This window comes from Streptomyces sp. NPDC051776 (assembly GCF_040681345.1).
Classification (GTDB): domain Bacteria; phylum Actinomycetota; class Actinomycetes; order Streptomycetales; family Streptomycetaceae; genus Streptomyces.
On the sequence record NZ_JBFAYQ010000046.1, the window covers coordinates 24,725 to 50,902 of the forward strand.

Sequence of the window (26,178 nt, forward strand, 5' to 3'; positions counted from 1 at the left end):
CCCGGCGTGGGCGCGGTCGTCATGGGGGGCCGGCCCCTGCCCTCAGTGCCGCAGCGGGGAGCCGAAGCCCGCCGCCAGCGGCATCCGCAGGCCCAGTGGCGGGGGAGCCGCCAGGGCGTCGGCGACCGGGCGGCTGAAGGCGCGGGCGAAGAGCGAACCGAGGACGAAGTCAGCGGCGAGGGAGTGGACTTCTGGGCGATGCTGGCTCAATCCGTGGCCGTCCGTGTGGACTTCGAACCGGCAGACGTCGCGATTGACCTTCTTCGCGCGCTCCGCGTAGCGGTACGACAGCTGCGGATCGGTCCGCTCGTCATTCGTGCCGTGGACGAGCAGGACACGACGCCCGAGGAGCTGTTTGACCGGATCGGGACCCTCCCGTGACTCCTGCCCCGGAAGCCAAGGTGCCATCGCCAGGACGGAGTTGACGGCCGGGTGGTCGGCCGCGCGCAGGGCGGCACGTGCGCCCATGTCCGTACCGGCCAGGCAGACCGGGACCTCGCCGTAGCGCCGTACGGCCTCGTCCGCGGCCCAGCGGGCGTCCTCGACCGGATGGGAGGCCTCGCCGTTCCAGCCACGGTAGCGGTAGCGCACGACGTGGGTCACCAGTCCGTGGTCACGGCCCTCCCGGGCGAGCCGCCGAGCCAGGGGGCGCGCGGCCGCCGCAGTGACAGGAGACGGTCTGCGTGTGCTCTCCGGTTCGCCTGCGGGCAGCAGGAGCAGCACTCCGTGCACCGTCTCGCCCGAACCCGTCGCCCCCACCGCCCGCCCCAGCCGGGCGTCCCGCACCGGCACCGTTTGCTGAGCCATGTCACAGAAGATGTCAGAACCGGGCCGTGCCAAAACCTCGCGCGCGGTCAAGGTTGTGTATCCGGTCGGTATGACGCACCATGCTCTACGCGCGTAGGCAGAGAGGCTGTAGAGTGCGGAAATGACGAGCGAGACCACCACCACACCGACCCCGGACCAGATCCGCCGGGCCCCCAAGGTATTGCTGCACGACCATCTCGACGGCGGTCTGCGCCCCGGCACCATCGTCGAGCTGGCCCGTGAGACGGGATACGACGGACTGCCGGAGACCGAGCCCGACAAGCTCGGCGTCTGGTTCAGGGAATCCGCCGACTCCGGCTCCCTGGAACGCTATCTCGAGACCTTCCGGCACACCTGCGCGGTCATGCAGACCCACGACGCCCTGGTCAGGGTCGCCGCCGAGTGCGCGGAGGACCTGGCCGCCGACGGTGTCGTCTACGCCGAGGTCCGCTACGCGCCCGAGCAGCACCTGGAGGGAGGGCTGACCCTCGAAGAGGTCGTCGAGGCCGTCAACGACGGCTTCCGCGAGGGCGAGCGCCGCGCCAGGGAGAACGGGCACCGCATCCGCGTCGGCGCCCTGCTCACCGCGATGCGCCATGCGGCCCGCGCCCTGGAGATCGCCGAACTCGCCAACCGCTACCGCGATCTCGGTGTCGTCGGCTTCGACATCGCCGGTGCGGAGGCCGGCTTCCCGCCCACCCGCCACCTCGACGCCTTCGAATATCTGAAGCGGGAGAACAACCACTTCACCATCCACGCGGGCGAGGCCTTCGGCCTGCCGTCCATCTGGCAGGCGCTGCAGTGGTGCGGCGCCGACCGGCTCGGTCACGGCGTGCGGATCATCGACGACATCGAGGTCGCCGACGACGGGACGGTCAAGCTCGGCCGGCTCGCCTCGTACGTGCGGGACAAGCGCATCCCGCTGGAGCTCTGCCCGACCTCCAACCTCCAGACGGGCGCGGCCTCCTCGTACGCGGAGCACCCCATCGGGCTGCTCCGCCGGCTCCACTTCCGGGCCACGGTCAACACCGACAACCGGCTCATGAGCGGTACGAGCATGAGCATCGAGTACGAGCACCTGGTGAAGACCTTCCGGTACTCGCTCGATGACATGCAGTGGTTCACCGTCAATGCCATGAAATCCTCCTTCATTCCTTTCGACGAACGTCTCGCCATGATCAATGACGTGATCAAGCCGGGGTATGCGGAGTTGAAGGCGGAGTGGCTGTTCCGGCAGAGCCCTGCCGGACCGGCTGTGACCAGCGACTCCGGATCCGTGGAGGGCTGATCGGCGCCCCGGGGCGGAAGTCCGGGAAGCGGCCGGGGTGTTCGCCACCCGGCCGCTTCCGTCGTTTGCGGCGAGTGCCGCCCTGTGGCTACTTTTCGGAGTCCTGCGGTCACGGTCCGTGCGTAGCCGTTTCTCCGCCATGCCCGAGTCCCGCCGGCCGCAACAGCAACTTCCCCATCACGAGGACGTAATTCGATGAAGCAGGGAACCGCCAAGACCCTCGGTGTCGCCGTGCTCGGCGCCGCCTTCGCCGCTGCCGCTGCCGGCTCGGCCTCCGCCGCCGCCCCGGCGGGCAACGCGCTGAAGAGCATGCCGCTGGGAGGGGTCACCAAGAACGTGCCCGCGTCCGCGCCCCAGGCCCCCGGGGCCGGGCAGGACGGCCTCGGCCGGGCCGCCTCGGCGCTGCCTATCGCCAAGGGCCTGGCCGGCATCCCCGTCGCCAAGGGCCTGGCCGGCACCCCCGCCGCTCCCCAGGCCAACGGCAAGGCCATCAAGTCCACCAAGGGCACCAAGGACACCAAGACCGGCCTGCTCGGCGGTCTGCCGGTCGGCTCGACTCCGCTGGGCGGCCTCGGTGGTGGCCAGCTCCCGGTCGGCTGATCCCGACTCCACCCCGCGTGGACACGGCCGCGCCCCCGCCCGTACGAGCTACGGGTGGGGGCGCGGCCATGCGTCATGTGCAGGTGCGGACCGAAGGGTTGCGGCGGCGGGGCCGTCACGGCGACGCGGGTCGTCACGGGCGGCGGTGGGCCTCACGGCGGCGCGGGCCGCCGCGGCGCTTCCGGAGCGTGCGCCGTGGCTGCTCACCAGGCCGTACGGGCCTCGTCCTCGGACGGCAGCAGCGCCCAGAGCAGCAGGTAGAGCAGGAACTGCGGTCCCGGCAGCAGGCATGAGACCAGGAAGACCACGCGTACCGTGGTCACGGACATGTCGTAACGCCTGGCCAGCGCCGCGCACACTCCGCCGATCATCCGTCCGTCTCGGGGGCGAACCAGGGCGGCCATGAGGGCTCCTTCGCGAATCGTCGTATCGAGGTGACACCTCAACGGTAAGTTCGCGAAGGGGAAAAAGCGTCGGTCTAGGGGGCGATCCCGACCCTGGGGATCGTCGGGGTGGGCCCCTGATTCCCCTCCTCCCGGGAGAGGGGAGCCGCCGTACGGGTCGAGGATCTGCGGCGGATCAGCAGTAGGCCTCGCAACGGCGGTACGAACAGCACGTACGCGACCGTCACCCCCGCCGTGTTCAGCAGCAGCACATCCACATCGAGGGTGCGGCCGGGCACATCGGTCTGCAGCAGCTCTATGGCCAGCGACATCATGAACCCGGTGAACACCGTGTGCGTCGGCGTACCCAGGCCGCGCACCGCCAGCCGCCCCGTCGCGATCGGCAGCAGCACCCCCAGCGGTGCGAGCAGCAGGAGCGAGGGGCCGAGGACCGTCACGGCCTCCCAGGGGCCCAGCGCGAGCGCCGCCCGTATCGTCGCCAGCGGGCGGAGATTGGCCGCCGGCACCCACGGGACGCTGCGGGGCCGGAGGGTCAGCCAGCCGACGACCGAGAGATGTGCGACGAGGAGAAACAGCCCTGCCGCGCGGAAGCGGAAGGCGAGGTGGTCGCCGGAGCCAAAACGGTGCACATAACCTAGGGACGCGCGGTGGAGGCGGCCCGGTTCCGCGGTCACCCCACCGGAGTGCCCGTGGTCTGTGCCACGTCCGGCCGGGTCCGCAGGCTGTCCGTGCACCGGTAGCGCTTCGGCTCGTCGTCCGACGGGCCACCGAGCAACACCGAACCCCGCTTCTCGGCCACGGGCGTCTCCGCGTAGGTGCAGACGATCTGCGCGAGTGCGTACGGCGGAAGCTCATCGGGCAGCCGGCTCAGCCGCACGGTCCCCCCGGGGTCCCCCTCGTGCGCGGCGGTGACGGTCAGGTCGTTGACGACCTCGGTGGCGAACCCGGCTTCCTGCTCGGCCGCGGTCGGCTGGTCCTGCAACTGCTCCAGCAGGGCGCGGGCGAGAGCGGGCCGGTCCGTGGAGTACCGGTCACCGGGCATGCGTACCGCACGGTCGACCGGCAGGAGCTGGGTGCTGCAGACAAGATAGACGTGGACCGGCACCGAGCCGGCGAAGTCCGCCCCCGGGCCGTCGCCGGACACCTGGCAGGACGCGCGCGACGGCGCGGCGCCCGCGTCCACGGGCACGGATGTGCCGCGGATGCCGCATCCCGCGGCGCTCAGTACGCCGAGTGCGAGCGCCGCGGCCGTGGCCCGGTGCAGCCATCGCCTCATCGTCCGCCTCCCCCGTCGCGGTCGCTCTCCGTGTCCGGTGCGAGTCGCGAGGCGTCCATCGGCAGACGCAGCGTGAACACGGCTCCGCCCTCGGGGGAGTTGGAGGCGGTGATGTCGCCGCCGTGAATATGCGCGTTCTCCAGCGCGATGGACAGGCCGAGCCCGCTGCCCTCGGACCTAGGCCGGGACGCGCTCGCCTTGTAGAAGCGGTCGAAGACATGCGGCAGCACGTCCTGGGGGATGCCGGGGCCGTGGTCCCTGACCTCGATGAGCAGCTCGGCCGCGTCGGTGTCCTCGGCGCCCGTACGGACCGCGACCCGCACGGGCGAGCCCCCGTGCTTCAGCGCGTTCCCGATGAGGTTCGCCAGTATGACGTCGAGCCGGCGCGGGTCGAGGCGCGCCACGATGCCGCGCTTCGCGTCCAGTTCCACGGCGTCCAGCCAGGCCCGCGCGTCGATGCATGCGGTCACCTGGTCCGCGACGTCCACGTCGTCCAGCACCAGGCGCGCGGTGCCCGCGTCGAACCGGGTGACCTCCATCAGATTCTCGACCAGATCACCGAGGCGCCGGGTCTCGGTGACCACCAGGCGTACGGCCGGTTCGATCATCGGGTCGAGGTTGTCCGCCTCCTCCTCCAGCACCTCGGTCACCGCGGTGATGGCCGTCAGAGGGGTGCGCAGCTCGTGCGACATGTCGGCGACGAAGCGGCGGCTGGAGGCCTCGCGGGCGCTCAGCTCCTCGACGCGATGCTCCAGGGACTCGGCCGTCTTGTTGAACGTCCGGGAGAGATCGGCCAGTTCGTCGGTCCCCGACACCCGCAGCCGGGTGTCGAGCTTGCCCTCCCCGAGGCGCTTGGCGGCCTCCCCGAGCCGCTGCACCGGCCGCAGCACCGTCGAGGCCGCGGCCTGGGCGAGCAGTGCGGAGCCGATCAGTGCGAGCCCGGTGGCGATGCCCAGCGACCAGGCCAGCGAGTTGAGGTCGTCGCGCTCGGAGGCCAGCGACTTGAGCATGTATCCGGTCGGCCCGTCGCCCATCACCTTCGCGCCGCCGACCAGGAACGGGTCGCCGCCTATGGTGATCCGCTGCCAGTACAGGTGGTACGGCAACCCGTCGCCCTCGTCCGGCGGACGCTGCTTGTTCACCGCCTTGCGCAGCGCGGCGGGCACCACGTTGAGCGTGAACACGCCGGAGTCGGAGGGCGCCGCGCAGTCGCTGCCGTCCCTCTCCTTGTCGATGAGGACCACCTCGTAGTGCTGGGTGGTGCTCGCCATCCGGTTCGCGGCGTGCTGGAGCTGGTCGCAGGGCGGGCGCAGGGGCAGCGAACCGGCATTGTCCTCCAGCGACTTGCGGAAGTCGTTCAGGGCGGCGTTCTGCGTCCGGGTCAGCACGGCGTCCCGGTTCAGCCAGTACGCGATGCCGGACGCGGACACGGCGGCGGTCAGTGCGACCAGCGCGAAGACCACCACCAGCCGCAGGCGCAGGCTGGTCAGGCGCAATACGCTGGCCGCCCAGCCCCGCACCCGGCCCGGCGGCGACGCATCCTTCACGGCGTCGTCTCCTCCGGGGCGGTGCGGGGGCGGGCGGCTCGGGCGGTCACTGCGGCGTGTCCAGCCGGTATCCCACGCCGCGCACCGTACGGATCAGGGTCGGCGACGACGGTACGTCCTCGACCTTCGCCCGCAGCCGCTGCACGCAGGCGTCCACGAGCCGGGAGTCGCCGAGGTAGTCGTGCTCCCACACCAGCCGGAGGAGTTGCTGGCGGGAGAGCGCCTGCCCGGGCCGGCGGCTCAGCTCCAGCAGCAGTCGCAGCTCGGTCGGCGTGAGCTGCAGGTCCTCGCCGTTCTTGGTGACGGTCATCGCCGAGCGGTCGATGGTCAGGTTGCCGAACGTCGCCGAGTCGTTGGACTCGCGCTCCCCGCGGCGCAGCACCGCGCGGATCCGCGCGTCCAGCACCCGGGGCTGGATCGGTTTCACCACATAGTCGTCCGCGCCCGACTCCAGGCCCACGACGACGTCGATGTCGTCGCTGCGTGCGGTCAGCAGAATGATCGGGAGCTGGTCGGTGCGCCGGATCCGGCGGCACACCTCGAACCCGTCGATGCCCGGCAGCATCACGTCCAGCACGATCAGGTCGGGCCGCTGCTCGCGCAACAGCTTCAGGCCGTCCTCGCCCGAGGCCGCGGCCACCACGCGGTGGCCCTGGCGGCTCAGGGAGAGTTCAAGGGCCGTGCGAATGGCGTCGTCGTCCTCGATCAGCAACAGGAAAGGCACGGTGGTCATTCTGGCCCAAGGAGTGCCGGGAGTTCGACCGAAGGTCCGGGTCGGTTCCGCTCACCACCTTCGTACCGGGGGCGCGGACGGTGACTTTCTCGCACCAGTCACCCCTGTAACACGGCTGTGACAGTCGGCGGACAGCGCGATGAAACTGGCCCGGCAGTCTTTTGGGCACCGGGAAGGCGACCTGCCCGGGACCGGAATTCGACACCAGACTCCATCGACGGGGGGCGCGAGATGAACACACTGCACGCCGGCACCACCAGCGCAGTTGTCACCCGGCTCCACGACGGTGCCCGGAGCGCTGTTCGCCCGCGGACCGAGTCCGGGGCAGAGAAGTCCGGTGCCGTGAGCGGGCGGGGGTGCGCTCGCGGCGCCGGGCGTCAAAGGCCGTACTCCGTAAGCCACCGCTGGGGGTACCCGCAGGCCATCGACGCCACCACGATCCGTGACGGGGGGGTCCGTGACGGGGGGAGCGACGGGGGAGAGCCGCACAGTGAGGAGCCGGCGCGACGGGAGAGCCTGTCGGAGGCGGAGTTCACCGCCTACGTGCAGGAGCGCCGCGCCTCCCTGTACGCGACGGCCTACCACCTGACCGGTGACCGGTACGAGGCCGAGGACCTGCTGCAGAACGCGCTGTTCTCCACCTACAGGGCCTGGGACCGGATCAGTGACAAGGCCGCGGTCGGCGGCTATCTGCGCCGCACCATGACCAACCTCCACATCAGCGCGTGGCGGCGGCGGAAGCTCAACGAGTACCCGACCGAGGAACTGCCGGAGACGGTGGGCGACCAGGACGCGATGCGCGGCACCGAACTGCGCGCAGTGCTCTGGCAGGCGCTCGCCCGGCTGCCCGAACTGCAGCGCACGATGCTCGTACTGCGCTACTACGAGGGCCGTACAGACCCGGAGATCGCGAACATTCTGGACATCAGCGTCGGCACGGTGAAGAGCAGCATCTGGCGCTCGCTCCGCCGGCTGCGCGAGGACGAGGCGCTCAGCTTCGGCCGGAGCGAGCAGGAATCCTTCGGCGAGCTGGTCGCCTGAGACCCGGGGAGGGGAGCCGGGGGGGGAACACGGGGGAGCACGGGGGAACGGGGGCCCGCCGAGGTCGGGGGACCGGCGGGGAGAGGGAAGCGGGACCGAGTGGCCGGGGGGTCCACTCGGTCCCGCACTTCTGTGTGCGGCAGTGCGTGCGCGGCTGGGCTCGCGGAGGTGGGGCCGGCGGCTGTGGGGTGCCCGGCCGTTCGGGCCGGCGACTGTGGGGGTGCCGCCGTTCGAGCCGGCGGCTATGGGGTTGCGCCGCGCCACCGGCCGTTCCTCAGTGCAGGGTTGTCGAGCGCGTGCGCTCCATCGCGGCGAAGACGCGCCCTGCCGCGGCTGCCCCGAGCCGCTCCAGCGCCTCCTTCCTGCCGCACGGGTGGGCCCCGAGTGCCGCGTGGCGTGCCACGATCTCCGGCTCCTCGCGCATCAGACGCCACCCCCGTCGCAGCAGCACCGGCACCGGCTTGCGCGCCTCCCGTAGATCGCGCATCAGTCGGCGCCTGAAGGTGGTCGAGGGGCGGCCGCGCAGGCACAGCGCGTCGGCCAGCAGCCCCAGTTCGCGGCACCGCCCCACCACGTCGGCGGCGAAGATACCCTCCGCGACGAACAGCGGCGCACCGTCGATCCGCAGCAGTGTCTCTCCGCTGCGCGCACTGGTGGAGATGTCGTACACCGGGACTTTCGTACGACCCGTGCGGCACAGATCCTCGATCGCCGCGACCGCGGATTCCGCATCCCAGGACGCCGGTGAGTCCCAGTCGGTGCCCGAACCGTCGGGAAGGAGGGGAAGCGTCGGGTCCCCGGCCTCCTTGTAGAAGTCGTCGAGGTTGAGCACCGGCAGTCCGGACCCGATGGCCAGGGACGACTTGCCGGAACCCGACGGGCCCGTGAGCAGCACGACGCGCGCGGAGCGAGGGTGGGAGGTCACGGGAGCCCATTGTCGCGCATACGTGCGCCGTTGCGACCGGCTGGGGCAGGACATTCGCGCACAGAGTCTTGGTTCAACTACGGTGCGTTATCGCTCGATCACGCAGCGATAAGAGAATGGCAGGTGGCCCATCGCCTCTCACACACGCTCCAAGTCCCCTGCGGCAGCCCGGGTCCAGGGAGTTCCCGGCGCTCTGCTGCGTGCCGGCCTCGTCGTGGCCGCCGCCGGAGCGGCGCTCGCTGCGGGGGGTGCGGCGAGCGCGAGCCCGCTGCACGACGCGCTCGGACACGGACACGGCGACGGCGGACAGCGCGGTGAGGTCATCCCGGCCTCGGCCGGGAACCCTGTCACCAACTCCCTTGCCGACCCCGGCACATCGCTGCGCTAGGGCACCAGGCACGGCATCGCCGGTGTCACCACACCGGCGAAGACCACGCTGCTCAACCCGCTGGTCTACACGGGCGTCGGTCCGCTCGACCACGAAGTGGGCACCGAGGTCACAGGCATTGGACCGGTCGGCAGCCGGTCCGTGACGGACGGCGTCACCCGCGGCCGGTCCATGGACGACGCGCAGCTGCTCGAACCGGTCGCGCAGAAGCTGCCCGGCGGCTCGGCGCGGTAGGGCACCCCCGGGCGCCGCGCCGTACCCGTGCCCCGTGTACATGAGCGAGCCCCGCTGCCTTCGAAGGAGGCGGGGCTCGCTCATGTACGCCTGCGGCTCGCCCCGGTGCCGGGGGCGGTCGACGCCGCGGTCAGACGCCGATGGGGTGCCAGACCGTCTTGGTCTCCAGGAGCGCCAGCATGCGGTCGGTGCCCGGGTCCGCCGTCCAGTCCGTACGGGACGGGCGCAACACCCGCTTCAGGTTCTCCGCCGCCGCCGTCTCCAGCTCCTTCGCCAGGTCGGCGTCCGCCCCCGCGAGATCGATCGCGTTGACGTCCTGGTGCGCGGCGAGCGGCCCGGCGATTTCCCCGGTGCGGCCGGAGAGCAGATTGACGACGCCTCCCGGCAGGTCGGAGGTGGCCAGCACCTCGGCCAGGGAGAGGGCGGGCAGCGGCGACTTCTCCGACGCCACCACGACCACCGTGTTGCCGGTGACGACCGCTGGGGCGATCACCGACACCAGGCCGAGGAGGGACGACTCCTGCGGCGCCAGCACGGCCACAACTCCCGTCGGCTCGGGGGTGGAGAGGTTGAAGAAAGGACCCGCGACCGGGTTGGCCGCGCCTGCGACCTGGGCCACCTTGTCCGACCAGCCCGCGTACCAGACCCAGCGATCGATCGCCGCATCCACCTGGGCCGTCGCCTTCGCCTTGCTCAGGCCCTCGGCGTCCGCGACCTCCGCGACGAACTGGTCGCGCCGGCCCTCCAGCATCTCGGCGGTGCGGTAGAGGATCTGCCCGCGGTTGTACGCGTCCGAGCCCGACCAGCCCCCGAACGCCTTGCGCGCCGCGACGACCGCGTCCCGCGCGTCCTTGCGCGAGGCGAGCGGGGCATTGGCCAGCCACCGGCCCTTGGAGTCCGTCACCTCGTACACCCGCCCGCTCTCGGACCGGGGGAACTTGCCCCCGACGAACAGCTTGTAGGTCTTGAAGACGCTGAGTCGGTCAGCTGCGCTCATTTTTCGCTCGCCTTCGGCTTCGACGGGGTGAGGTAGGCCTCCAGACCGTGCCGACCGCCCTCGCGGCCGTAGCCGGACTCCTTGTAGCCGCCGAAGGGGGAGGCCGGGTCGAACTTGTTGAACGTGTTGGCCCAGACGACACCGGCCCGGAGCTGGTCCGCCATCCACAGGATGCGCGAGCCCTTCTCCGTCCAGATGCCCGCCGACAGGCCGTACGGGGTGTTGTTCGCCTTCTCCACGGCCTCGGCCGGAGTGCGGAAGGTCAGCACCGACAGGACCGGGCCGAAGATCTCCTCGCGGGCGATGCGGTGCGCCTGGGTGACACCGGTGAACAGCGTGGGCGCGAACCAGTAGCCGGCGCTGGGCAGTTCGCAGGCCGGGGCCCACCGCTCGGCGCCCTCCGCCTCGCCCGCGTCGGCGAGCGCACGGATCCGGGCGAGCTGCTCGGCGGAGTTGATCGCGCCGATGTCGGTGTTCTTGTCCAGCGGGTCGCCCACGCGCAGGGTCTGCATCCGGCGCTTCAGCGCGTCCAGCAACTCCTCGGCGATCGACTCCTGGACGAGGAGGCGGGAACCGGCGCAGCAGACGTGGCCCTGGTTGAAGAAGATGCCGCCGACGATGCCTTCGACGGCCTGGTCGATGGCGGCGTCGTCGAAGACGATGTTGGCGGCCTTGCCGCCCAGTTCGAGGGTGACCTTCTTGTCGGTGCCCGCGACCGTACGGGCGATCGCCTTGCCGACCTCCGTGGACCCGGTGAAGGCGACCTTGTCGATGCCGGGGTGGCCCACCAGTTCGGCGCCGGTCGCGCCGTCACCGGTGACGATGTTGACGACGCCCTTGGGCAGACCGGCCTGACGGCAGATGTCCGCGAAGAAGAGCGCGGACAGCGGCGTCGTCTCGGCCGGCTTGAGGACGACGGTGTTGCCCGCGGCGAGGGCCGGAGCGATCTTCCACGCCAGCATCAGCAGTGGGAAGTTCCACGGGATCACCTGGCCGGCGACGCCCAGGGGCCTGGGGTCGGGGCCGAAGCCTGCGTGAGCGAGCTTGTCGGCCCAGCCCGCGTAGTGGAAGAAGTGCGCGGCGACCAGCGGGAGATCGGCGTCACGGGATTCCCGGATCGGCTTGCCGTTGTCCAGCGACTCCAGGACGGCGAGCTGCCGCGAGCGCTCCTGGATGATGCGGGCAATACGGAAGAGGTACTTGGCCCGTTCGCTGCCGGGCAGCGCCGACCAGGCGGTGAACGCCGTACGGGCCGCCGTGACCGCCGCGTCGACGTCATCGGCGCCGGCCTGGGCGACCTCGGAGAGGACCTCCTCGGAGGACGGCGAGACGGTTTTGAAGACCTTGCCGTCCGCGGCCTCGCGGAACTCGCCGTCGATGAACAGCCCGTAGGCCGGGGCGATGTCGACGACCGCGCGGGACTCGGGTGCGGGTGCGTAGTCGAATGCTGGGCTCATGTCGGATCAGTCCACCGTCACGTAGTCGGGACCGGAGTAGCGCCCGGTGCTCAGCTTCTGGCGCTGCATCAGCAGGTCGTTGAGGAGGCTGGACGCGCCGAAGCGGAACCAGTCCGGCGTGAGCCAGTCGTCGCCCAGTGTCTCGTTGACCATCACCAGGTACTTGATCGCGTCCTTGGAGGTTCTGATGCCGCCCGCGGGCTTCACTCCGACCTGTACCCCGACGGCGGCCCGGAAGTCGCGGACCGCCTCCAGCATGAGGAGCGTGACGGGCGGGGTGGCGTTGACGGCCACCTTGCCGGTCGAGGTCTTGATGAAGTCGGCACCGGCGAGCATGGCGAGCCAGGAGGCGCGGCGGACGTTGTCGTACGTCTGGAGCTCACCGGTCTCGAAGATCACCTTGAGGTGGGCGGCACCGCCTCCCCCGGACGCCTTCCGGGTGGGGGTACCCCCGGAGGTGGCGGGGGGAGTCCCAACATCACGCCGGCAGGCCTCCTTGACCTGTCTGATCTCCTCGAAGACCTCCAGGTAGCGGCCGGAGAGGAAGGCGCCGCGGTCTATCACCATGTCGATCTCGTCGGCGCCCGCGGCGACGGCCTCGCGGGTGTCGGCGAGCTTCACGGGCAGGGCGGCACGGCCGGAGGGGAAGGCGGTCGCGACCGAGGCGACGTGTACACCGGAACCGGCGAGAGCTTCCTTCGCGGTGGCCACCATGTCGGGGTAGACGCAGATCGCGGCGACCTTGGGGACGGTGCGGTCCGTGGGATCGGGGGCGATGCCCTTGGCGCAGAGCGCCCGGACCTTGCCCGGGGTGTCCGCGCCTTCGAGCGTCGTCAGGTCGATCATCGAGATCGCCAGGTCGATGGCGTACGCCTTCGCCGTGGTCTTGATCGAGCGGGTGCCGAGAGCCGCGGTGCGGCCCTGCAGACCGACCGCGTCGACCCCCGGCAGGCCGTGGAGGAAGCGGCGCAGGGCGGCCTCGGAGGCGGTCACGTCCGCCATGGAGGCAAGCCGCTCGGCGGCTTCCGTGCCGTATGCGGGAACAGTGGTGGGCATGGTCACCAGCTGAGCATATCTACGCGCGTAGCAACTTGTCACTACCGGGCCACCTCGCAGAGAGGGCGGGGCGGGCTTCACACCTGACGGCGGGGCGGGTCCGGCTGTTCCATCGGGCCACCCCGTTGGGGGGAATGTGCGGCCGTCGCGTTCCACCGCTTCCCGCCGGTGATAGGAGGTCTTGCGTATCCGCGGCGTGAGGTGGTGAGGACCGGATGCGCACCCGCTCCTTCCCTCCTCCCGGCCGCACCCGCGCGCGTACGGGCGCGGGTGCGGGGGACGACAGCACCGGGCGGGTCTCTCCCGCACTGCGCCTGGCCGCGGCCTACGCGTGGCGGCTCATCGTCGTGGGCGTCGCCGTGTACGCCGTCTTCTCGGTGCTCGGGCGGTTCCATCTCGTCGCGGTGGCGGTGTTCCTCGCCCTCGTGATCACCGCTCTGCTGCGGCCGCTGGTCGGGCTGCTCGGCCGGTGGATGCCCCGTGCGGCGGCCGTTGCCGTCGGCATGGCCGGGAGCCTGCTGCTGTTCCTGACCGCGCTCTCGCTCGTCGGAGAGGGCGTGGCGGGGGAGTGGCCGCAGCTGCGGCGCGAATTCGGCGGCGGCGTGGCGAGGATCGAACGCTGGCTGGAGGGCCCGCCGTTCAGGGTCCGGCCCGAAGCGCTCTCGGACCTCCAGGAGCGGATCGGGAGTTTCCTCTCGAGCCACCGGACGACGCTGATCAGCACCGCGCTGACGGGCGCGGGGCGGGCCGTGGAAGTCCTGACGAGCCTCGCACTGGCGCTGTTCTGCTCCGTCTTCTTCATCCACTCCGGCGACCGGATGTGGCGGTGGCTGCGCGGCCAGCTGCCGGTGCGGCTCCGCCGCCCGGTCGAGCGGGCGGGGGCGGCCGCCTGGAGGACGTTCACCGGGTACACGCGCGGCATCGTGCTCGTCGCGGCGATCAACGCCACCCTCGTCGGCATCGCGCTCTTCCTCCTCGGGGTGCCCCTCGCGCTGCCGCTCGCCCTGCTGGAGTTCTTCGCCGCCTTCGTTCCGCTGGTCGGCTCGCCCGTGGCGCTCGCCGTCGCGGCGGTGGTGGCCCTGGCGTCGCAAGGGCCGCTGGTCGCCGGGGTCGTGGTGCTCCTGATCGTCGTGATCGGGCAGATCGAGGGGCATGTGCTGCACCCCCTCGTCATGAGCTGGGCGGTACGGCTGCACCCCGTGGTCGTGGCCCTCTCGGTGGTGTCCGGCGGCATCGCGGCGGGTGTGCTGGGCGCGGTCGTGGCCGTACCGCTCGTGTCGGTGGTGTGGTCGGTGTACGGCGTGCTCCGCAGACCGCTGCCCCCGGTGTGACCCGCGGCCGTCCTCCGCCCCCGGGGTGACCCGGTGGCGTCCGTTGCCCCCGGCGTGCCCTGGCCCCCCGCGTGGCCCCTGGCCGCTGACTCGCTACCCCGGCGCCCGCTCCTCCAGGAGCCCGGACACCGCCGCCAGGTAACCCAGTTGGGCCCGGCTGCGGCTGCCGAGGCGGGTGGAGATCTGTGAGATGTACTCCTGGCAGCGGCGGACGCTGATGCCCAGCTGCTGGGCCGTCACCGCGTCCGTGTCGCCCGCGACGACATGGCGCAGGATGGCCAGGCCCAGGTCGTTGGAGATCTCCGACGTCCGGCGGCCGCGGGTGGGCGGGGTGAAGGGCGTCGCCCGCAGCCACGCCCGGTCGAAGAGGTCCGCGAGGAACGCCACGACGGCGGGGGAGCGGATCTCCACCGCCGTGCTTCGATCCGTGCGCCCCAACGGGCCGGGAATGAAGGCAAGTCGGCGGTCGAAGACGATGAGCCGGTCGAAGCTCTCGTCCAACGTGCGGACCTCCGCGCCCTGTTCCTGGATCGTCCGTACGAACTCCTGGGTCGCCGGGCTCGCGCGGGCGGAGTGCTGGTAGATGGTGCGCATCCGTACCCCCCGCTCCAGCATGGACGAGGTCGCGGGCAGCGACTCCTCCAGTACCTCCTGGGGCCGGCCGCCGCCGGGCTGGCAGGTGAGCACCTCCGAGGAGCAGTCCTGTGCGGCCGCGCGGATCGACTCGTTGATGTTCGCGAGACCGGTGTGCTCGACGAGTGCGCCGCGGCTCGCGCCGAACTGCTCGCGGTAGACGGCCTCGGCCGGGGCGAGGGCTGCACGGATCCGGCAGATGCGCTCGATCGCATCCTGGGCGTCCCTCATCAGATCCGCCACTAGCGTGCTCTGCGCGGCCGCCGGATTGACCGGCTCGTAACGGCCGCCCGGGGCTTCCGGAGCGGCCAGCAGGCCCAGACGCACCAGGCGTTCGAGCGCGGAGTCATCGGTCTGGCCGGGACACGTACCGCCGAGATCGAGGGCCGTGCGGTAGATGTGGAGGTCCTCGTCCAGCAGCGTGTAGTCCGCCGTCGCGGATCCGGCTGGCCCCTCCGCCCCGGCTTTCGGTGCGCCGTCCCCCGGTTCGTGTTTCTGCACGGACAATTCACGACCCCCTCGCGGCCTTGAGGCTAGCCATGACGAACGGAAAGCATCAAGTGGGAAATCCGTCCACTTCGTGGACTTCTCCGGCTCACGATATGGACTCTCTCCGTCCCCCTGTTGCCGACCGCAAGGAGCTTCGTATGCCCCGCAGCCTGTTCCGACTCGCGATCGCCGGTGTTTTCGCCCTGGCCGCCGTGACGGCCCTCACCGGAGCGGCAGGCGACGGCCCCGGGGACATCGGATGGATCGTCGTCGGCGCGGGCGTGACGGGTCAGGTGTGAGCCTGTCGGACGCGGCGGGCCGGATCTTCGGATTCCGGCCCGTCCGCGCCGACACCCGCGCGGCTTCCGCCCGTTGGCGCAGGCCGGACTCCGACCTGATCGACTTCGCCTCCGGGGAGCTGGACTTCGAGCCGCCGGCCTCCCTGCGCCGCGCCCTCGCCGCCGCGCTGGAGGGGCCTACGCACCGCTGCACCGGAACCGCCGGACTGCATGAGCTGCGCACCGCGCTCTCCGGCCGGATCTCCCGCACCCGCCGCATCGTGTGCGTACCGCCGCAGGTGCTGGTGACGGCGGGCGCCCGGCACGGGCTGCATCTGGCCTGTCTGGCCCTGCTGAACCACGGCGACGACGTGCTCGTGCCGCAGCCCGCCTGGGGGACGTTCATGGCCCAGATCCGGCTGGTCGGCGCCAATCCCGTGGGAGTCGCCACCCGTGACACCGGCTTCGTCCCCACGGTCGAGGGGCTGGAGGCCCTCCGCACGCCGCGTACGCGCATGATCGTGCTCAACACTCCCAACAACCCCACGGGCGCGGTCTATCCTCCCGACCGGCTGGCCGAGATCACCGACTGGGCCGTACGCAACGATCTGTGGATCCTGTTCGACGAGTGCTACGGGGACCTGGTGCTGCCCGGCGCCGTGCACGCCCACCCCGTCCACCTCGTCGCCGGAGCCCGCGACCACGTCGTCAGCTTCGGCTCGTTCTCGCAGTCCTTCGCCGTGCCCGGCTGGCGCGCCGGTTACGCGTACGGGCCGGAGCGGGTGATCGCGGCCCTCGCCGACCTGCAGCACCACACGATGTCGAGCGCGGCCAGCGCGGTCCAGCACGGCGTCCTGCCCGCCGCGCGCGGCGAGGAGGACGTGTTCGTCTCGGAGATCCGGGCCGTACTGCGCCACCGGCACGGCCTGGTCAGCGGCTTCCTCGGCGAGCTTCCCCACGTCGGCGCCACGGAACCGCAGGGTGCGCACTACTTCTTCCTGGACGCCGGAGCCCTGCTCGGCCGCACCTTGTACGGCACGCGGCTGGACACCTCCGACGACCTGGCCACGGCCCTGATCGACCACGCGCAGATCGCCCTCGCCCCGGGAACGGCATTCGGCGCGAACGGCTATCTGCGCCTGTCGTACGGACTCCCGGATGACCGCATCGCGGAGGGGCTGGGCAGGCTGGGGGAGGTCCTGGCGGAGGTGGAGTGACGGGGTGACGGCGACGCGGCCGTCAGCGCACGCCGGCGTAGGGGCTCTGCGGGGTCGTCAGCTTGCCGGGCGGCGGCCGCATCGAGCGCCGCATCCGCGAGCAGGGAGGAGTCATGCGCCCCCTCGCGCTCGGGTCCGCATCGCCCGTGTCGGCCGCCGTGCGCAATCCGAGACCGGACCGCAATCTCCGGCATCCGGACGATCGGGCAGAATCGGGCCCATGACGAGCCCCGACGACGCCACCACCCCCGAGCCCGCGCCTCGGCAGGAGGAGCCGCAGTACGCCGACCGCATCTACCGCTCGCCCGCCGGGATCGCCGGGGGCGTGCTGATGCTGGCCCTCGCCTGCTGGCTCGGCATCGACGCGGTGTTCCGCGGAGAGGGCCGTACGCCGTGGCTGGCTCTGGCCGCGCTTCTGCTCGTCGTGCCGCTGCTGGCGGCATACACCGTGCGGCCCGCGGTGTTCGCGGGCACCCGCAGGCTCCGCGTGCGCAATCCGCTCCGCACCATCTCTCTGCCCTGGGCGTCGGTGGAGGACGTACGGGCATCGCTGTCCAGCGAGGTCTTCGCGGGCGGGCGGAAGTACCAGCTCTGGGCGATCCCGGTCTCCCTGCGGGCGCGCAAGAAAGCGGCGCGCCGGGCGGACCGCGAGGCGGCGCAGGACCAGTACGGCACGGAGGCGCTGTCCGATGTGCGCCAGGCACCGTCCGACGAAGCCATCGTCGAACTCCGCAAACTCGCCGAGCTGCATGCGGAGGACGACGCCGCGCAGGGCGAGCCGGTGGTGCGCTGGGCGTACGAGGTCATCGCGCCGAGCGCCGCCGGAGCGCTGCTGCTGGCGGTCCTCCTCGCCGTCGGCTGACCGGAGCGCCCTGCGCCTGTGGCCTCGGGCCCGGCTCACGGGGGGACCGGCTCCCAGGAGGCCCGGCTCTCAGCGGGTCCGGCGCCCGGAGGGGACCGCGTCAGCTGTCGGGTGACGTTGCGTCAATGGAACCGGGATGTCGTGTCAACCGTCCGGAGACGGCGTGCCAATCGTCCGGAGACGTCGTGCCAACCGTCCGGAGACGGCGTGCCAACCGTCCGGAGACGGCGTGCCAACCGTCCGGAGACGTCGTGCCATCGCTCCGGCGCGGGAGCGGACCTGATCCCCGGAACGCCGCAGCCCTCCGTCGTCCAACGGTGCGGCCGGGGCCGCGGACGGGGGACGTGAGCGGGGCGGGGCGGCGGCGGGATCAGATACCGGTGGCCGCCGCCAGGTCCCGCTTCAACTCCTCCAGAACCGTCCGGGCCGTCGCCCGTGCACGGTCCAGTTCGTCCTGGCCGCCCACCGGGACCACGACCTCCAAGTAGCACTTGAGCTTGGGCTCCGTGCCGCTCGGGCGGACGACCACGCGCGCGCCCTCCACGCCCCGGTTGTCGTCCCCGGCCAGCAGGTACCGCAGACCGTCCGTCGGCGGCAGCCGGTCCGTGCCCTTGGAGAGGTCCTCGCCCGAGGTGACCGTCAGCCCGGCCAGCGCCGCCGGAGGTTCCACGCGAAGCCGCTCCATCGCCGCCGCGATCCGCGAGAGGTCCTCGAACCGGACGGAAAGCTGGTCCGTGGCGTGCAGCCCGTACTCGACGGCGATGTCGTCGAGCAGGTCGAGCAGGGTGCGGTCCGTCTGCCTCAGTTCCGCCGTCAGTTCTGCGACGAGCAGCGCCGCCGAGATGCCGTCCTTGTCGCGGACGCCTCCAGGGTCGACGCAGTAGCCGAGCGCCTCCTCGTACGCGTAAGCCAGCCCGTCGGACCGGGCCAGCCACTTGAAGCCGGTGAGCGTCTCCTCGTACGGCAGCTCGGCCGCGGCCGCGATCCGGGAGAGCAGCGAAGAGGAGACGATCGTCGTCGCGAACGTGCCGCCGGCCCGCTTGTGCACGAGGTGCGTGGCGAGCAGGGCCCCCACCTCGTCACCGCGCAGCATCCGCCAGCCCCCTTCGACGGAGGCGTCCGGCACGGCGACTGCGCAGCGATCGGCGTCCGGGTCGTTGGCGATGACGATGTCCGGGCGCTCGGAGCGGGCGGTCGCGAACGCGAGGTCCATCGCGCCCGGCTCCTCCGGGTTGGGGAAGGCCACGGTCGGGAACGCCGGATCGGGGTCGGCCTGCTCGGGCACGACGACGGGGGCGGGGAAGCCCGCGCGGGTGAAGGCGGCGACGAAGGTGTCGCGGCCCACGCCGTGCAGGGGCGTGTAGACCACGCGGACGTCGCGCGGTGTGCCCTCGGTCAGCGCGGAGTCCGTACGGGCCACGTACGCGTCCACGATCTCGTCACCGAGCGTCTCCCAGCCCGTTTCGGGAAGCGCCACGTCCCTCAGGCTGCCGACCGCCGCGATCTCTGCCGCGATCTCGTCGTCCGCGGGCGGCACGATCTGTGAGCCGTCGCCGAGATAGACCTTGTAGCCGTTGTCGCGCGGCGGGTTGTGACTGGCGGTGACGGCGACGCCCGCGACCGCGCCCAAGTGCCGGATGGCGAAGGCGAGGACGGGCGTGGGCAGGGGGTACGGCAGGAGCGCGGCGCGCAGTCCGGCACCGGTCATCACGGCGGCGGTGTCCCGCGCGAAGTCGGCGCTCTTGTAGCGCGCGTCGTGTCCGATCACGACCAGGCCGGGGTCGTCCCCCGACGGGGCCCCCTTGCCGCGGAGATACGCGGCGAGGCCCGCGGCCGCGCGGATGACCACGGCGCGGTTCATCCGCATCGGTCCCGTGCCCAGTTCGCCTCGGAGTCCTGCCGTGCCGAACTGCAGGGTGCCGCCGAAGCGGTCGGCCAGTTCGGCGAGCGCCTCGGTCTCCGCTCCGTCCTCGACGTCGGCCGGGTCCACGCTCTCGAGCAGCCTGACCAGTTCGTCGCGGGTCTCCGGATCGGGGTCCTCGGCCAGCCATGCACGGGCCCGGTCCATAAGCTCCGCTGTGTCGCGTGCGACTGCCACGGTGATGCGCTCCTGTGTCGGTTTTCGCGAATGCCGGATGTGTACCCGGCCCTGCGGAGGAATCTCAGGCAACGGGCTCAGATCCGGCCGAGGACCTGTGCCAGCAGGCTCCCCATACGGGCCGCGGAGTCGCGTCCGGCCTGGAGCACCTCCTCGTGATTGAGCGGCTCACCCGTCATCCCGGCCGCGAGATTGGTGACCAGCGAGATGCCCAGCACCTCGACGCCGGCCTCCCGGGCCGCGATGGCCTCCAGGACGGTCGACATGCCGACGAGGTCCGCGCCCATGGTCCGGATCATGGTGATCTCGGCCGGGGTCTCGTAGTGCGGGCCGGGGAACTGCACGTAGACGCCCTCTTCGAGCGAGCTGTCGATCTCCTTGCAGAGCGCGCGCAGGCGCGGGGAGTACAGGTCGGTGAGGTCGACGAAGTTGGGGCCGACGATGGGGGAGGTGGCGGTGAGGTTGATGTGGTCGCTGATGAGGACGGGCTGGCCGGGGCGCATCCCGGGGCGCAGGCCACCGCAGCCGTTGGTCAGCACGACGGTCTTGCAGCCTGCCGCCGCGGCGGTCCGTACGCCGTGGGCGACCGCGCCGACGCCGAGCCCCTCGTAGTAGTGGGTGCGGCCGAGGAAGACCAGGGCGCGCTTGTCGCCCATCCGGTAGGAGCGCACCTTCCCCGCGTGGCCCTCGACGGCCGGTGGGGGGAAGCCCGGCAGGTTCGTGACCGGGAACTCATGCTCGGGCGCCCCGAGCGCCTCGGCGGCGGGGACCCAGCCGGAGCCCATGACGAGCGCGACGTCATGGGTGTCGGCACCGGTGAGTTCCCGCAGGCGGGCGGCGGCGGCATCGGCGTCGGGGGCGCCGGGGATGTCCGAAGAAACAGATGCGTTCACGCGCATGAGGGTAGCCGGTAAACGCCTACGCGCGTAGACGAACTCCGGACACTGGACGCATCCGCACTGGCGGAAACCGGTTTCGGTCGTGTGGCGCAAGGGTCGTACGGGAGTCGGGTGCCCTGTGTGCGGTCCGGATGGCGGGAAACGGGACCGGATGCCGAGATGCGCGGCGGCCCCCCCCGGACGGGTTCAGCAGGGCCGCTTGCGGAGCCCCATCACGTAGTCGTGCGGTGCTCCCGCCGACTCCGCCGCGTCGGCGATCTCGCCCAGGTAGCGTGCTGAGGGCAGCCCGCCCTCGTAGCCGTTGAGGACATACGTCCAGGCCGTCATGTCGCCGTCGAGCGTGTGCACCCGCACCCGTGTGCGCCGGTAGATGGAGAGTCCCACGCCTTCCCAGCGGTCCAAGGAGTCCTCGTCCATCGGCGCGATGTCGTAGAGCGCGACGAAGACCTCGGCGGCCGGTGCCTCGACGATCGTCGCGAGCGCGCCTTCCCAGCCCATCTGTTCGCCGCCGAACGTGAGCCGCCAGCCGGAGAGCCAGCCCGTGCCGCGAAGCGGCGAGTGGGGGGCGCGGCGGGACATCAGCCGCGCGTCGAGGTTGCCGGCGTACGCGGCGTAGAGCGACATGTTTCGAGAGTACGGGAGTGGCTCCGGGGTTTCCCGGGGTGCCCGGTCGTACGGATGACGCGCTCGGCGGCGGCGCGCACAACGGGCCCGTACCGCCCGGCCGTACGCCCCGGTGCAGGTACGCGGGGACGGGCCCAGCGGGCGCGCGCGACCGGACACCCGTCGACGCGTGATCGGAAAGTCATCGGAACGTCATCCGAGCCCCCCGTTGAGTGGCTCCCGGTGCCGTGCGGGAGAATGGAGCATGTGACTCGGATCGTGATCATCGGTGGCGGACCCGGCGGCTATGAAGCAGCGCTGGTCGGCGCACAGCTCGGCGCAGAGGTGACCGTCGTCGACCGCGACGGTCTGGGCGGTGCGTCGGTCCTCACCGACTGCGTCCCGTCGAAGACGCTGATCGCCACGGCCGAGGTGATGACCACCTTCGACTCCTCCCACGAGGAGCTGGGGATCATCGTCGCGGACGACACCCCGTACGTGGACACGCCCGCGCGCATCGTGGGCGTCGACCTCGGCAAGGTCAACCGCCGGGTCAAACGCCTGGCGCTCGCCCAGTCCCATGACATCACCGCCTCGGTGACCCGGGTCGGAGGCCGTGTCGTGCGCGGGCGCGGACGGCTGGAGCCGGCCCAGGCGCCCGACGGGTCGCGGCAGGTGACGGTGACGGCCGATGACGGATCCCGGGAGACGCTGACGGCCGACGCGGTGCTCATCGCGACCGGCGCCCACCCGCGGGAGATACCGGACGCCCTGCCCGACGGCGAGCGGATCCTCAACTGGAAGCAGGTCTACGACCTGGACGAGCTTCCCGAAGAGCTGATCGTGGTCGGCTCGGGTGTGACCGGTGCCGAGTTCGCGGGCGCGTACCAGGCGCTCGGCTCGAAGGTCACCCTGGTCTCCAGCCGCGGCCGGGTGCTCCCCGGCGAGGACCCGGATGCCGCCGCCGTGCTGGAGGACGTCTTCCGCCGCCGCGGTATGAACGTGATGGCCCGCTCCCGCGCCCAGTCCGCCAAGCGCGTCGGCGACCGCGTCGAGGTCACGCTCTCCGACGGCCGCGTCATCGGCGGCACGCACTGCCTGATGGCGGTCGGCTCGGTCCCCAACTCGGCCGACATGGGCCTTGAGGAGGCCGGGATCCGCCTCAAGGAGTCCGGCCACATCTGGACCGACGGGGTCTCCCGTACGAGCGCGCCGGGCGTGTACGCGGCCGGGGACTGCACCGGCATCCTGCCGCTCGCGTCCGTCGCGGCGATGCAGGGCCGGATCGCGATGTACCACTTCCTGGGCAGCGCGGTCGCACCACTGGACCTGAAAACCGTCTCGGCGAACGTCTTCACCGACCCCGAGATCGCCACGGTCGGCTACTCCCAGGCGGACGTGGACAGCGGTCTGATCGACGCCCGCGTCGTGAAGCTGCCGCTGCTGCGCAACCCGCGCGCGAAGATGCAGGGCATCCGGGACGGCTTTGTGAAGATCTTCTGCCGCCCGGGCACCGGCATCGTCGTGGGCGGCGTCGTCGTCTCGCCGCGCGCCAGCGAGCTGATCCACTCCATGGCGATCGCCGTCGACAACAACCTGACGGTGGAACAGATCGCCAACACCTTCACGGTCTACCCCTCGCTCTCCGGCTCGATCGGCGAGACCGCGCGGCAATTGCTCACCCGTAAGGCGCAGCGCGAAGCCTGACCCGCTCTATACCATTCCGCGCCCCTTGTTGCGAACAACTTCTGCTATTCGGCGCAAACTGCTGAAACAAGACGGTCGTTGGGGTTACTGTCAGTTTCGTGTTCGCTGCAGAACGTCGCCAATTGATCCTCGAAATGGTGCGAGCGAACGGAGCGGTGTCGCTCCGTGAGCTCGCCCGCGTCGTCCAGACCTCAGAAGTGACCGTACGGCGAGACGTGCGCGCGCTGGAGGCAGAAGGACTGCTTGACCGCCGCCACGGCGGTGCGGTGCTGCCGGGCGGTTTCACCAGGGAGTCCGGCTTCCCGCAGAAATCCCATCTAGCGACCGCGGAGAAGACGGCCATCGCCGACCTCGCGGCCGGACTCGTCGAGGAGGGCGAGGCGATCGTCGTCGGTGCGGGGACGACCACCCAGGAGCTGGCCCGCCGGCTCGCACGGGTGCCGGGCCTGACCGTGGTCACCAACTCGCTGCTGGTCGCCCAGGCCCTGGCCCACGCCAACCGGGTCGAGGTCGTCATGACCGGCGGCACGCTGCGCGGTTCCAACTACGCCCTGGTGGGCAGCGGAGCCGAGCAGTCCCTCCAGGGGCTCCGGGTCTCCCGGGCCTTCCTGTCGGGCAGCGGACTGACCGCCGAGCGCGGACTGTCCACGTCCAACATGCTGTCCGCGAGCGTCGACCGGGCGCTCGTCCAGGCCGCGGGCGAAGTCGTCGTCCTCGCGGACCACACGAAGCTGGGCACCGACACCATGTTCCAGACGGTGCCCACCGATGTGATCACGCGGCTGGTCACCGATGAGCCGCCGCTCCACGACGACCGAGCCGCCACCGAGTTGCAAGCCCTCGCCGACCAGGGCGTGCAGATCGCGGTCGCCGGCCCCGGCTCGGCCGCTTCCGGGCCGGGAGGTCACGAGGGAACCGGTCCGGCAGCGCGCAGCCCGCGCCGGATGGGACCGCCGGGAGCGAAGAACGGCGATGAACTGCCGTTGCCGGGGCAGCGGCGGAGCCATCCGCCGGGGCCCGGCGGTCCCCAACTGCGCAGCGCGGGCGGTCTGGCGGACCAGCAGGCTGCCATCGGCAGCGGCAGGGTCGCGGACCTCTCGCCACGGCGCAGGTAACCGGCCGCGCCTCGTCCGTGGACCGGCCCGGCGGGTCGGGGGACCAGCCGGTCCGGGCAGGGCACCTCGCGCACCACGGTGAGCCGCGACTGAGTGTCCCGTGGTGGCGCGTTCGCGACGGAGACCGAGGGTCCGCCGCGGGGTCGGCAGGGCTACGGGCTCGCGGGGGGCCGGGTCATTCGCAGGGTTCGCGGGGCCGGGCTCGCGGGGGGTCGGGTCATTCGCGGGGGCGCAGAGGAAACCGTCGACGCTGAACCTCGGGCAGCGAGCCGTACGGCGGTCCCACGGGCCCCGGAATCAACCCGCCGGAGGTCCCCGGACTCAACCGGCCGTGGTCCCGGATTCAAGCGGCCCTGTGGGTCCCGGACTCAACCGGCCGTGGGTTCCGCATTCAAGCGGCCGTCTGGGTCCTGGATTCAACCGGCCCTGCTTTCCGCTCCCTTGAGCCCGGTGAGCGTCAGCGTCAGCAGTCGGTCCGCCAGCGCCGGATCCCCCGGGCTCTCCTCGACGGCCAGCGCAATGGCATTGGTGAGCTGCATCAGATCGGCGATCTCGACGTCGCTCCGCACGGCACCGGCCTGCTGCGCCCGCACGAGCAGAGCGCTGCCCGCTTCCCGCATCGGCACACTGCATCGCGACAGGGCCGAACTCGAGTCATGTGAGGCGCTCATCAGCGCCCGCGCCAGGCCGCGGTACGTGCTGGCATGCGCGATGATCGCCCGCAGCCACCGCACCAGCGCGCCGCACGGCTGGTCGGCATCCAGCAACTCCCGCGAGAACGCCAGCAGTCCGTCGACCTCGCCCTGGAAGACGGCGCACATCAGGACGTAACGGTTAGGGAAATGACGGTAGAGCGTACCGATGCCCACGCCGGCGCGCCTGGCGATGTCCTCGAGTGACGCGTCCGTGCCGTGCTGGGTGAAGGCCGTACGCGCCTCGGAGAGCAGGCGTTCGTAGTTCCGCCGCGCATCGGCCCGCATCGGGCGTATGGGCGCCTGCACCGGATCCCCGGTCTCCCGCGCGGCCGCACGCTCGGTCTCCGTCGCCATCGCCCGTCCTCCATCCCGCCGTGCCCGTCCCGCCGTCTGCGTCCAGCATGCCACCGCCATCCGGAGGACGCCTCCGAGCGGATGCGAACGGGTACGGCGACCGGAGAAGATGTCGGCGAAGCCGCTCCCTCGCCGGCGACGGAACCCCAAGATCGCGGAGACGGAGCCCCAAGGCGCGGGATGGTGCCCGAAGTCGCGGGGATGGTGCCCGAAGACGCGGCGACGGCACCCGACATGACGGCGGGGCCCCACCGTCAACGCGTCAACGGTGGGGCCCCGCGGTTCTCACGGTCCGTGGCTGCCGCCGCGAGGGGCGGCCGTCGTCAGTCCTTGATCTCGCAGATGACCGCGCCCGAGGAGATGCTGGCGCCGACCTCGGCCGTCAGGCCCTTGATCGTGCCGGAGCGATGGGCGTTGAGCGGCTGCTCCATCTTCATGGCCTCGAGGACGACGACCAGGTCGCCCTCGTTGACCTCCTGGCCGTCCTCGACGGCGACCTTGACGATGGTGCCCTGCATCGGGGAGGCCAGGGCATCGCCGGAGGCGGCGGAACCGGCCTTCTTGGTCGCCTTGCGCTTGGGCTTCTTGCCGGCCGTGACGGCCGGGGCCGCGGAGACGCCAAGCGACGACGGCAGGGAGACCTCAAGCCGCTTGCCGCCGACCTCGACGACCACGGTCTCGCGCGTCTCGCCCTCCGCCTCCTCCGTCTCCGGAGCGGCGAACGGCTTGATCTCGTTGACGAACTCGGTCTCGATCCAGCGGGTGTGGATGGTGAACGGCCCCGCGGAGCCGCCCAGTTCGGGGGCGAACGCCGGGTCCTCGACCACCGCGCGGTGGAAGGGGATCGCCGTGGCCATGCCGTCCACCTGGAACTCCGCCAGGGCACGTGCGGCGCGCTGCAGTGCCTGCTGCCGGGTGGCGCCGCTGACGATGAGCTTCGCCAGCAGGGAGTCCCAGGCCGGGCCGATGACCGAGCCGGACTCCACCCCCGCGTCCAGGCGGACGCCGGGGCCGGCGGGCGGGCTGAAGAGCGCGACGGTGCCGGGGGCGGGAAGGAAGTTGCGGCCGGGGTCCTCGCCGTTGATGCGGAACTCGAAGGAGTGGCCTCGGACCGGCGGGTCGGTGTAGCCCAGTTCCTCGCCGT

General features: G+C 71.6%; 27 protein-coding genes. 11 read left to right on the forward strand and 16 right to left on the reverse strand.

Annotation, left to right across the window (positions count from 1 at the left end; genetic code table 11):
* Positions 1-42: 42 nt before the first annotated feature.
* Positions 43-807, reverse strand: a complete 765-nt coding sequence (locus AB0M26_RS26520; protein ID WP_365264670.1) for an alpha/beta hydrolase — start codon at positions 805-807, stop codon at positions 43-45.
* Between the two features lie 121 nt (positions 808-928).
* Between AB0M26_RS26520 and AB0M26_RS26525 the strand changes: the two genes are divergently transcribed.
* On the forward strand, positions 929-2,095 hold the full coding sequence (locus AB0M26_RS26525) for an adenosine deaminase (RefSeq protein WP_365264672.1): 1,167 nt from the start codon (positions 929-931) through the stop codon (positions 2,093-2,095).
* Between the two features lie 195 nt (positions 2,096-2,290).
* The gene (locus AB0M26_RS26530; RefSeq protein WP_365264674.1) at positions 2,291-2,695 is read left to right on the forward strand and encodes an ATP-binding protein; all 405 of its coding nucleotides are present in this window, start codon (positions 2,291-2,293) and stop codon (positions 2,693-2,695) included.
* Positions 2,696-2,898: 203 nt separating this feature from the next.
* Here AB0M26_RS26530 and AB0M26_RS26535 read toward each other — a convergent pair whose 3' ends face one another.
* The 5 genes from AB0M26_RS26535 to afsQ1 form a co-directional block, all read right to left on the reverse strand.
* Entirely contained in the window at positions 2,899-3,099 is a 201-nt protein-coding gene (locus AB0M26_RS26535; protein WP_365264677.1) for a PspC domain-containing protein, read from the reverse strand.
* 74 nt (positions 3,100-3,173) lie between these two features.
* Complete coding sequence (locus AB0M26_RS26540) at positions 3,174-3,728, reverse strand: VanZ family protein (RefSeq protein ID WP_365264679.1); 555 nt, start codon at positions 3,726-3,728, stop codon at positions 3,174-3,176.
* A 41-nt stretch (positions 3,729-3,769) separates the two neighbouring features.
* Complete coding sequence (locus AB0M26_RS26545; RefSeq protein WP_365264681.1) at positions 3,770-4,375, reverse strand: hypothetical protein; 606 nt, start codon at positions 4,373-4,375, stop codon at positions 3,770-3,772.
* Positions 4,372-5,922: a HAMP domain-containing sensor histidine kinase gene (locus tag AB0M26_RS26550; protein WP_365264683.1), complete on the reverse strand. Its 1,551-nt coding sequence runs from the start codon at positions 5,920-5,922 to the stop codon at positions 4,372-4,374. The genes AB0M26_RS26545 and AB0M26_RS26550 overlap by 4 nt, the downstream gene beginning before the upstream one ends.
* Positions 5,923-5,968: 46 nt before the next feature.
* Entirely contained in the window at positions 5,969-6,646 is a 678-nt protein-coding gene (gene afsQ1, locus AB0M26_RS26555) for a two-component system response regulator AfsQ1 (RefSeq protein WP_365264686.1), read from the reverse strand.
* Between the two features lie 240 nt (positions 6,647-6,886).
* Between afsQ1 and AB0M26_RS26560 the strand changes: the two genes are divergently transcribed.
* A complete protein-coding gene (locus AB0M26_RS26560) occupies positions 6,887-7,696 on the forward strand; it encodes a SigE family RNA polymerase sigma factor (RefSeq protein WP_365264688.1) in 810 nt (269 codons plus the stop codon).
* Positions 7,697-7,970: 274 nt separating this feature from the next.
* Here AB0M26_RS26560 and AB0M26_RS26565 read toward each other — a convergent pair whose 3' ends face one another.
* A complete protein-coding gene (locus tag AB0M26_RS26565; protein ID WP_365264691.1) occupies positions 7,971-8,621 on the reverse strand; it encodes an ATP-binding protein in 651 nt (216 codons plus the stop codon).
* A gap of 214 nt (positions 8,622-8,835) precedes the next feature.
* On the opposite strand from AB0M26_RS26565, the gene AB0M26_RS26570 reads away from it, so the two are divergent.
* Both AB0M26_RS26570 and AB0M26_RS26575 read left to right on the forward strand, forming a co-directional pair.
* Positions 8,836-9,009 (forward strand): hypothetical protein, encoded by a 174-nt coding sequence (locus AB0M26_RS26570; RefSeq protein ID WP_365264694.1) that lies wholly within the window; start codon positions 8,836-8,838, stop codon positions 9,007-9,009.
* A gap of 96 nt (positions 9,010-9,105) precedes the next feature.
* Entirely contained in the window at positions 9,106-9,243 is a 138-nt protein-coding gene (locus AB0M26_RS26575; RefSeq protein ID WP_365264696.1) for a hypothetical protein, read from the forward strand.
* A gap of 130 nt (positions 9,244-9,373) precedes the next feature.
* Here the strand turns inward: AB0M26_RS26575 and AB0M26_RS26580 are convergent, their stop codons facing one another.
* Genes AB0M26_RS26580 through AB0M26_RS26590 form a run of 3 tightly spaced genes read right to left on the reverse strand, consistent with a single transcriptional unit; the run spans position 9,374 to position 12,753 of the window.
* Positions 9,374-10,240: an aldehyde dehydrogenase family protein gene (locus AB0M26_RS26580; RefSeq protein WP_365264699.1), complete on the reverse strand. Its 867-nt coding sequence runs from the start codon at positions 10,238-10,240 to the stop codon at positions 9,374-9,376.
* A complete protein-coding gene (locus AB0M26_RS26585; RefSeq protein WP_365264701.1) occupies positions 10,237-11,697 on the reverse strand; it encodes an aldehyde dehydrogenase family protein in 1,461 nt (486 codons plus the stop codon). Before AB0M26_RS26585 ends, AB0M26_RS26580 begins: the two co-directional genes overlap by 4 nt.
* Positions 11,698-11,703: 6 nt before the next feature.
* Complete coding sequence (locus tag AB0M26_RS26590; protein WP_365264739.1) at positions 11,704-12,753, reverse strand: deoxyribose-phosphate aldolase; 1,050 nt, start codon at positions 12,751-12,753, stop codon at positions 11,704-11,706.
* 215 nt (positions 12,754-12,968) lie between these two features.
* Between AB0M26_RS26590 and AB0M26_RS26595 the strand changes: the two genes are divergently transcribed.
* Complete coding sequence (locus AB0M26_RS26595; RefSeq protein ID WP_365264703.1) at positions 12,969-14,084, forward strand: AI-2E family transporter; 1,116 nt, start codon at positions 12,969-12,971, stop codon at positions 14,082-14,084.
* 93 nt (positions 14,085-14,177) lie between these two features.
* Here the strand turns inward: AB0M26_RS26595 and AB0M26_RS26600 are convergent, their stop codons facing one another.
* Entirely contained in the window at positions 14,178-15,224 is a 1,047-nt protein-coding gene (locus AB0M26_RS26600; protein WP_365264706.1) for a LuxR family transcriptional regulator, read from the reverse strand.
* 140 nt (positions 15,225-15,364) lie between these two features.
* Between AB0M26_RS26600 and AB0M26_RS26605 the strand changes: the two genes are divergently transcribed.
* The 3 genes from AB0M26_RS26605 to AB0M26_RS26615 all read left to right on the forward strand — a co-directional run bounded on the left by AB0M26_RS26605 (position 15,365) and on the right by AB0M26_RS26615 (position 17,563).
* Complete coding sequence (locus tag AB0M26_RS26605) at positions 15,365-15,505, forward strand: hypothetical protein (protein WP_365264708.1); 141 nt, start codon at positions 15,365-15,367, stop codon at positions 15,503-15,505.
* Positions 15,502-16,701, forward strand: a complete 1,200-nt coding sequence (locus tag AB0M26_RS26610) for an aminotransferase class I/II-fold pyridoxal phosphate-dependent enzyme (RefSeq protein ID WP_365264711.1) — start codon at positions 15,502-15,504, stop codon at positions 16,699-16,701. Before AB0M26_RS26605 ends, AB0M26_RS26610 begins: the two co-directional genes overlap by 4 nt.
* Positions 16,702-16,921: 220 nt before the next feature.
* A complete protein-coding gene (locus tag AB0M26_RS26615; RefSeq protein ID WP_365264714.1) occupies positions 16,922-17,563 on the forward strand; it encodes a PH domain-containing protein in 642 nt (213 codons plus the stop codon).
* Between the two features lie 370 nt (positions 17,564-17,933).
* Here the strand turns inward: AB0M26_RS26615 and AB0M26_RS26620 are convergent, their stop codons facing one another.
* The 3 genes from AB0M26_RS26620 to AB0M26_RS26630 all read right to left on the reverse strand — a co-directional run bounded on the left by AB0M26_RS26620 (position 17,934) and on the right by AB0M26_RS26630 (position 21,184).
* Positions 17,934-19,631, reverse strand: a complete 1,698-nt coding sequence (locus tag AB0M26_RS26620; RefSeq protein WP_365264741.1) for a phospho-sugar mutase — start codon at positions 19,629-19,631, stop codon at positions 17,934-17,936.
* Between the two features lie 107 nt (positions 19,632-19,738).
* Positions 19,739-20,554, reverse strand: coding sequence for a purine-nucleoside phosphorylase (locus AB0M26_RS26625; protein WP_365264716.1), 816 nt, complete (start codon positions 20,552-20,554; stop codon positions 19,739-19,741).
* Positions 20,555-20,746: 192 nt separating this feature from the next.
* A complete protein-coding gene (locus AB0M26_RS26630) occupies positions 20,747-21,184 on the reverse strand; it encodes a gamma-glutamylcyclotransferase (protein ID WP_365264719.1) in 438 nt (145 codons plus the stop codon).
* Between the two features lie 237 nt (positions 21,185-21,421).
* Here AB0M26_RS26630 and AB0M26_RS26635 point away from each other — a divergent pair, with 237 nt between their 5' ends.
* On the forward strand, positions 21,422-22,870 hold the full coding sequence (locus AB0M26_RS26635; RefSeq protein WP_365264720.1) for an NAD(P)H-quinone dehydrogenase: 1,449 nt from the start codon (positions 21,422-21,424) through the stop codon (positions 22,868-22,870).
* 98 nt (positions 22,871-22,968) lie between these two features.
* Positions 22,969-23,985 carry a DeoR/GlpR family DNA-binding transcription regulator gene (locus AB0M26_RS26640; protein ID WP_365264723.1) on the forward strand — a complete coding sequence of 339 codons (1,017 nt, stop codon included), beginning with the start codon at positions 22,969-22,971 and terminating at the stop codon, positions 23,983-23,985.
* A gap of 416 nt (positions 23,986-24,401) precedes the next feature.
* Here AB0M26_RS26640 and AB0M26_RS26645 read toward each other — a convergent pair whose 3' ends face one another.
* A complete protein-coding gene (locus tag AB0M26_RS26645) occupies positions 24,402-24,965 on the reverse strand; it encodes a helix-turn-helix domain-containing protein (protein ID WP_365264743.1) in 564 nt (187 codons plus the stop codon).
* 392 nt (positions 24,966-25,357) lie between these two features.
* Positions 25,358-26,178, reverse strand: an 821-nt coding sequence (locus AB0M26_RS26650) for a biotin/lipoyl-containing protein (protein WP_365264725.1), incomplete at its 5' end; no start/stop codon positions are given.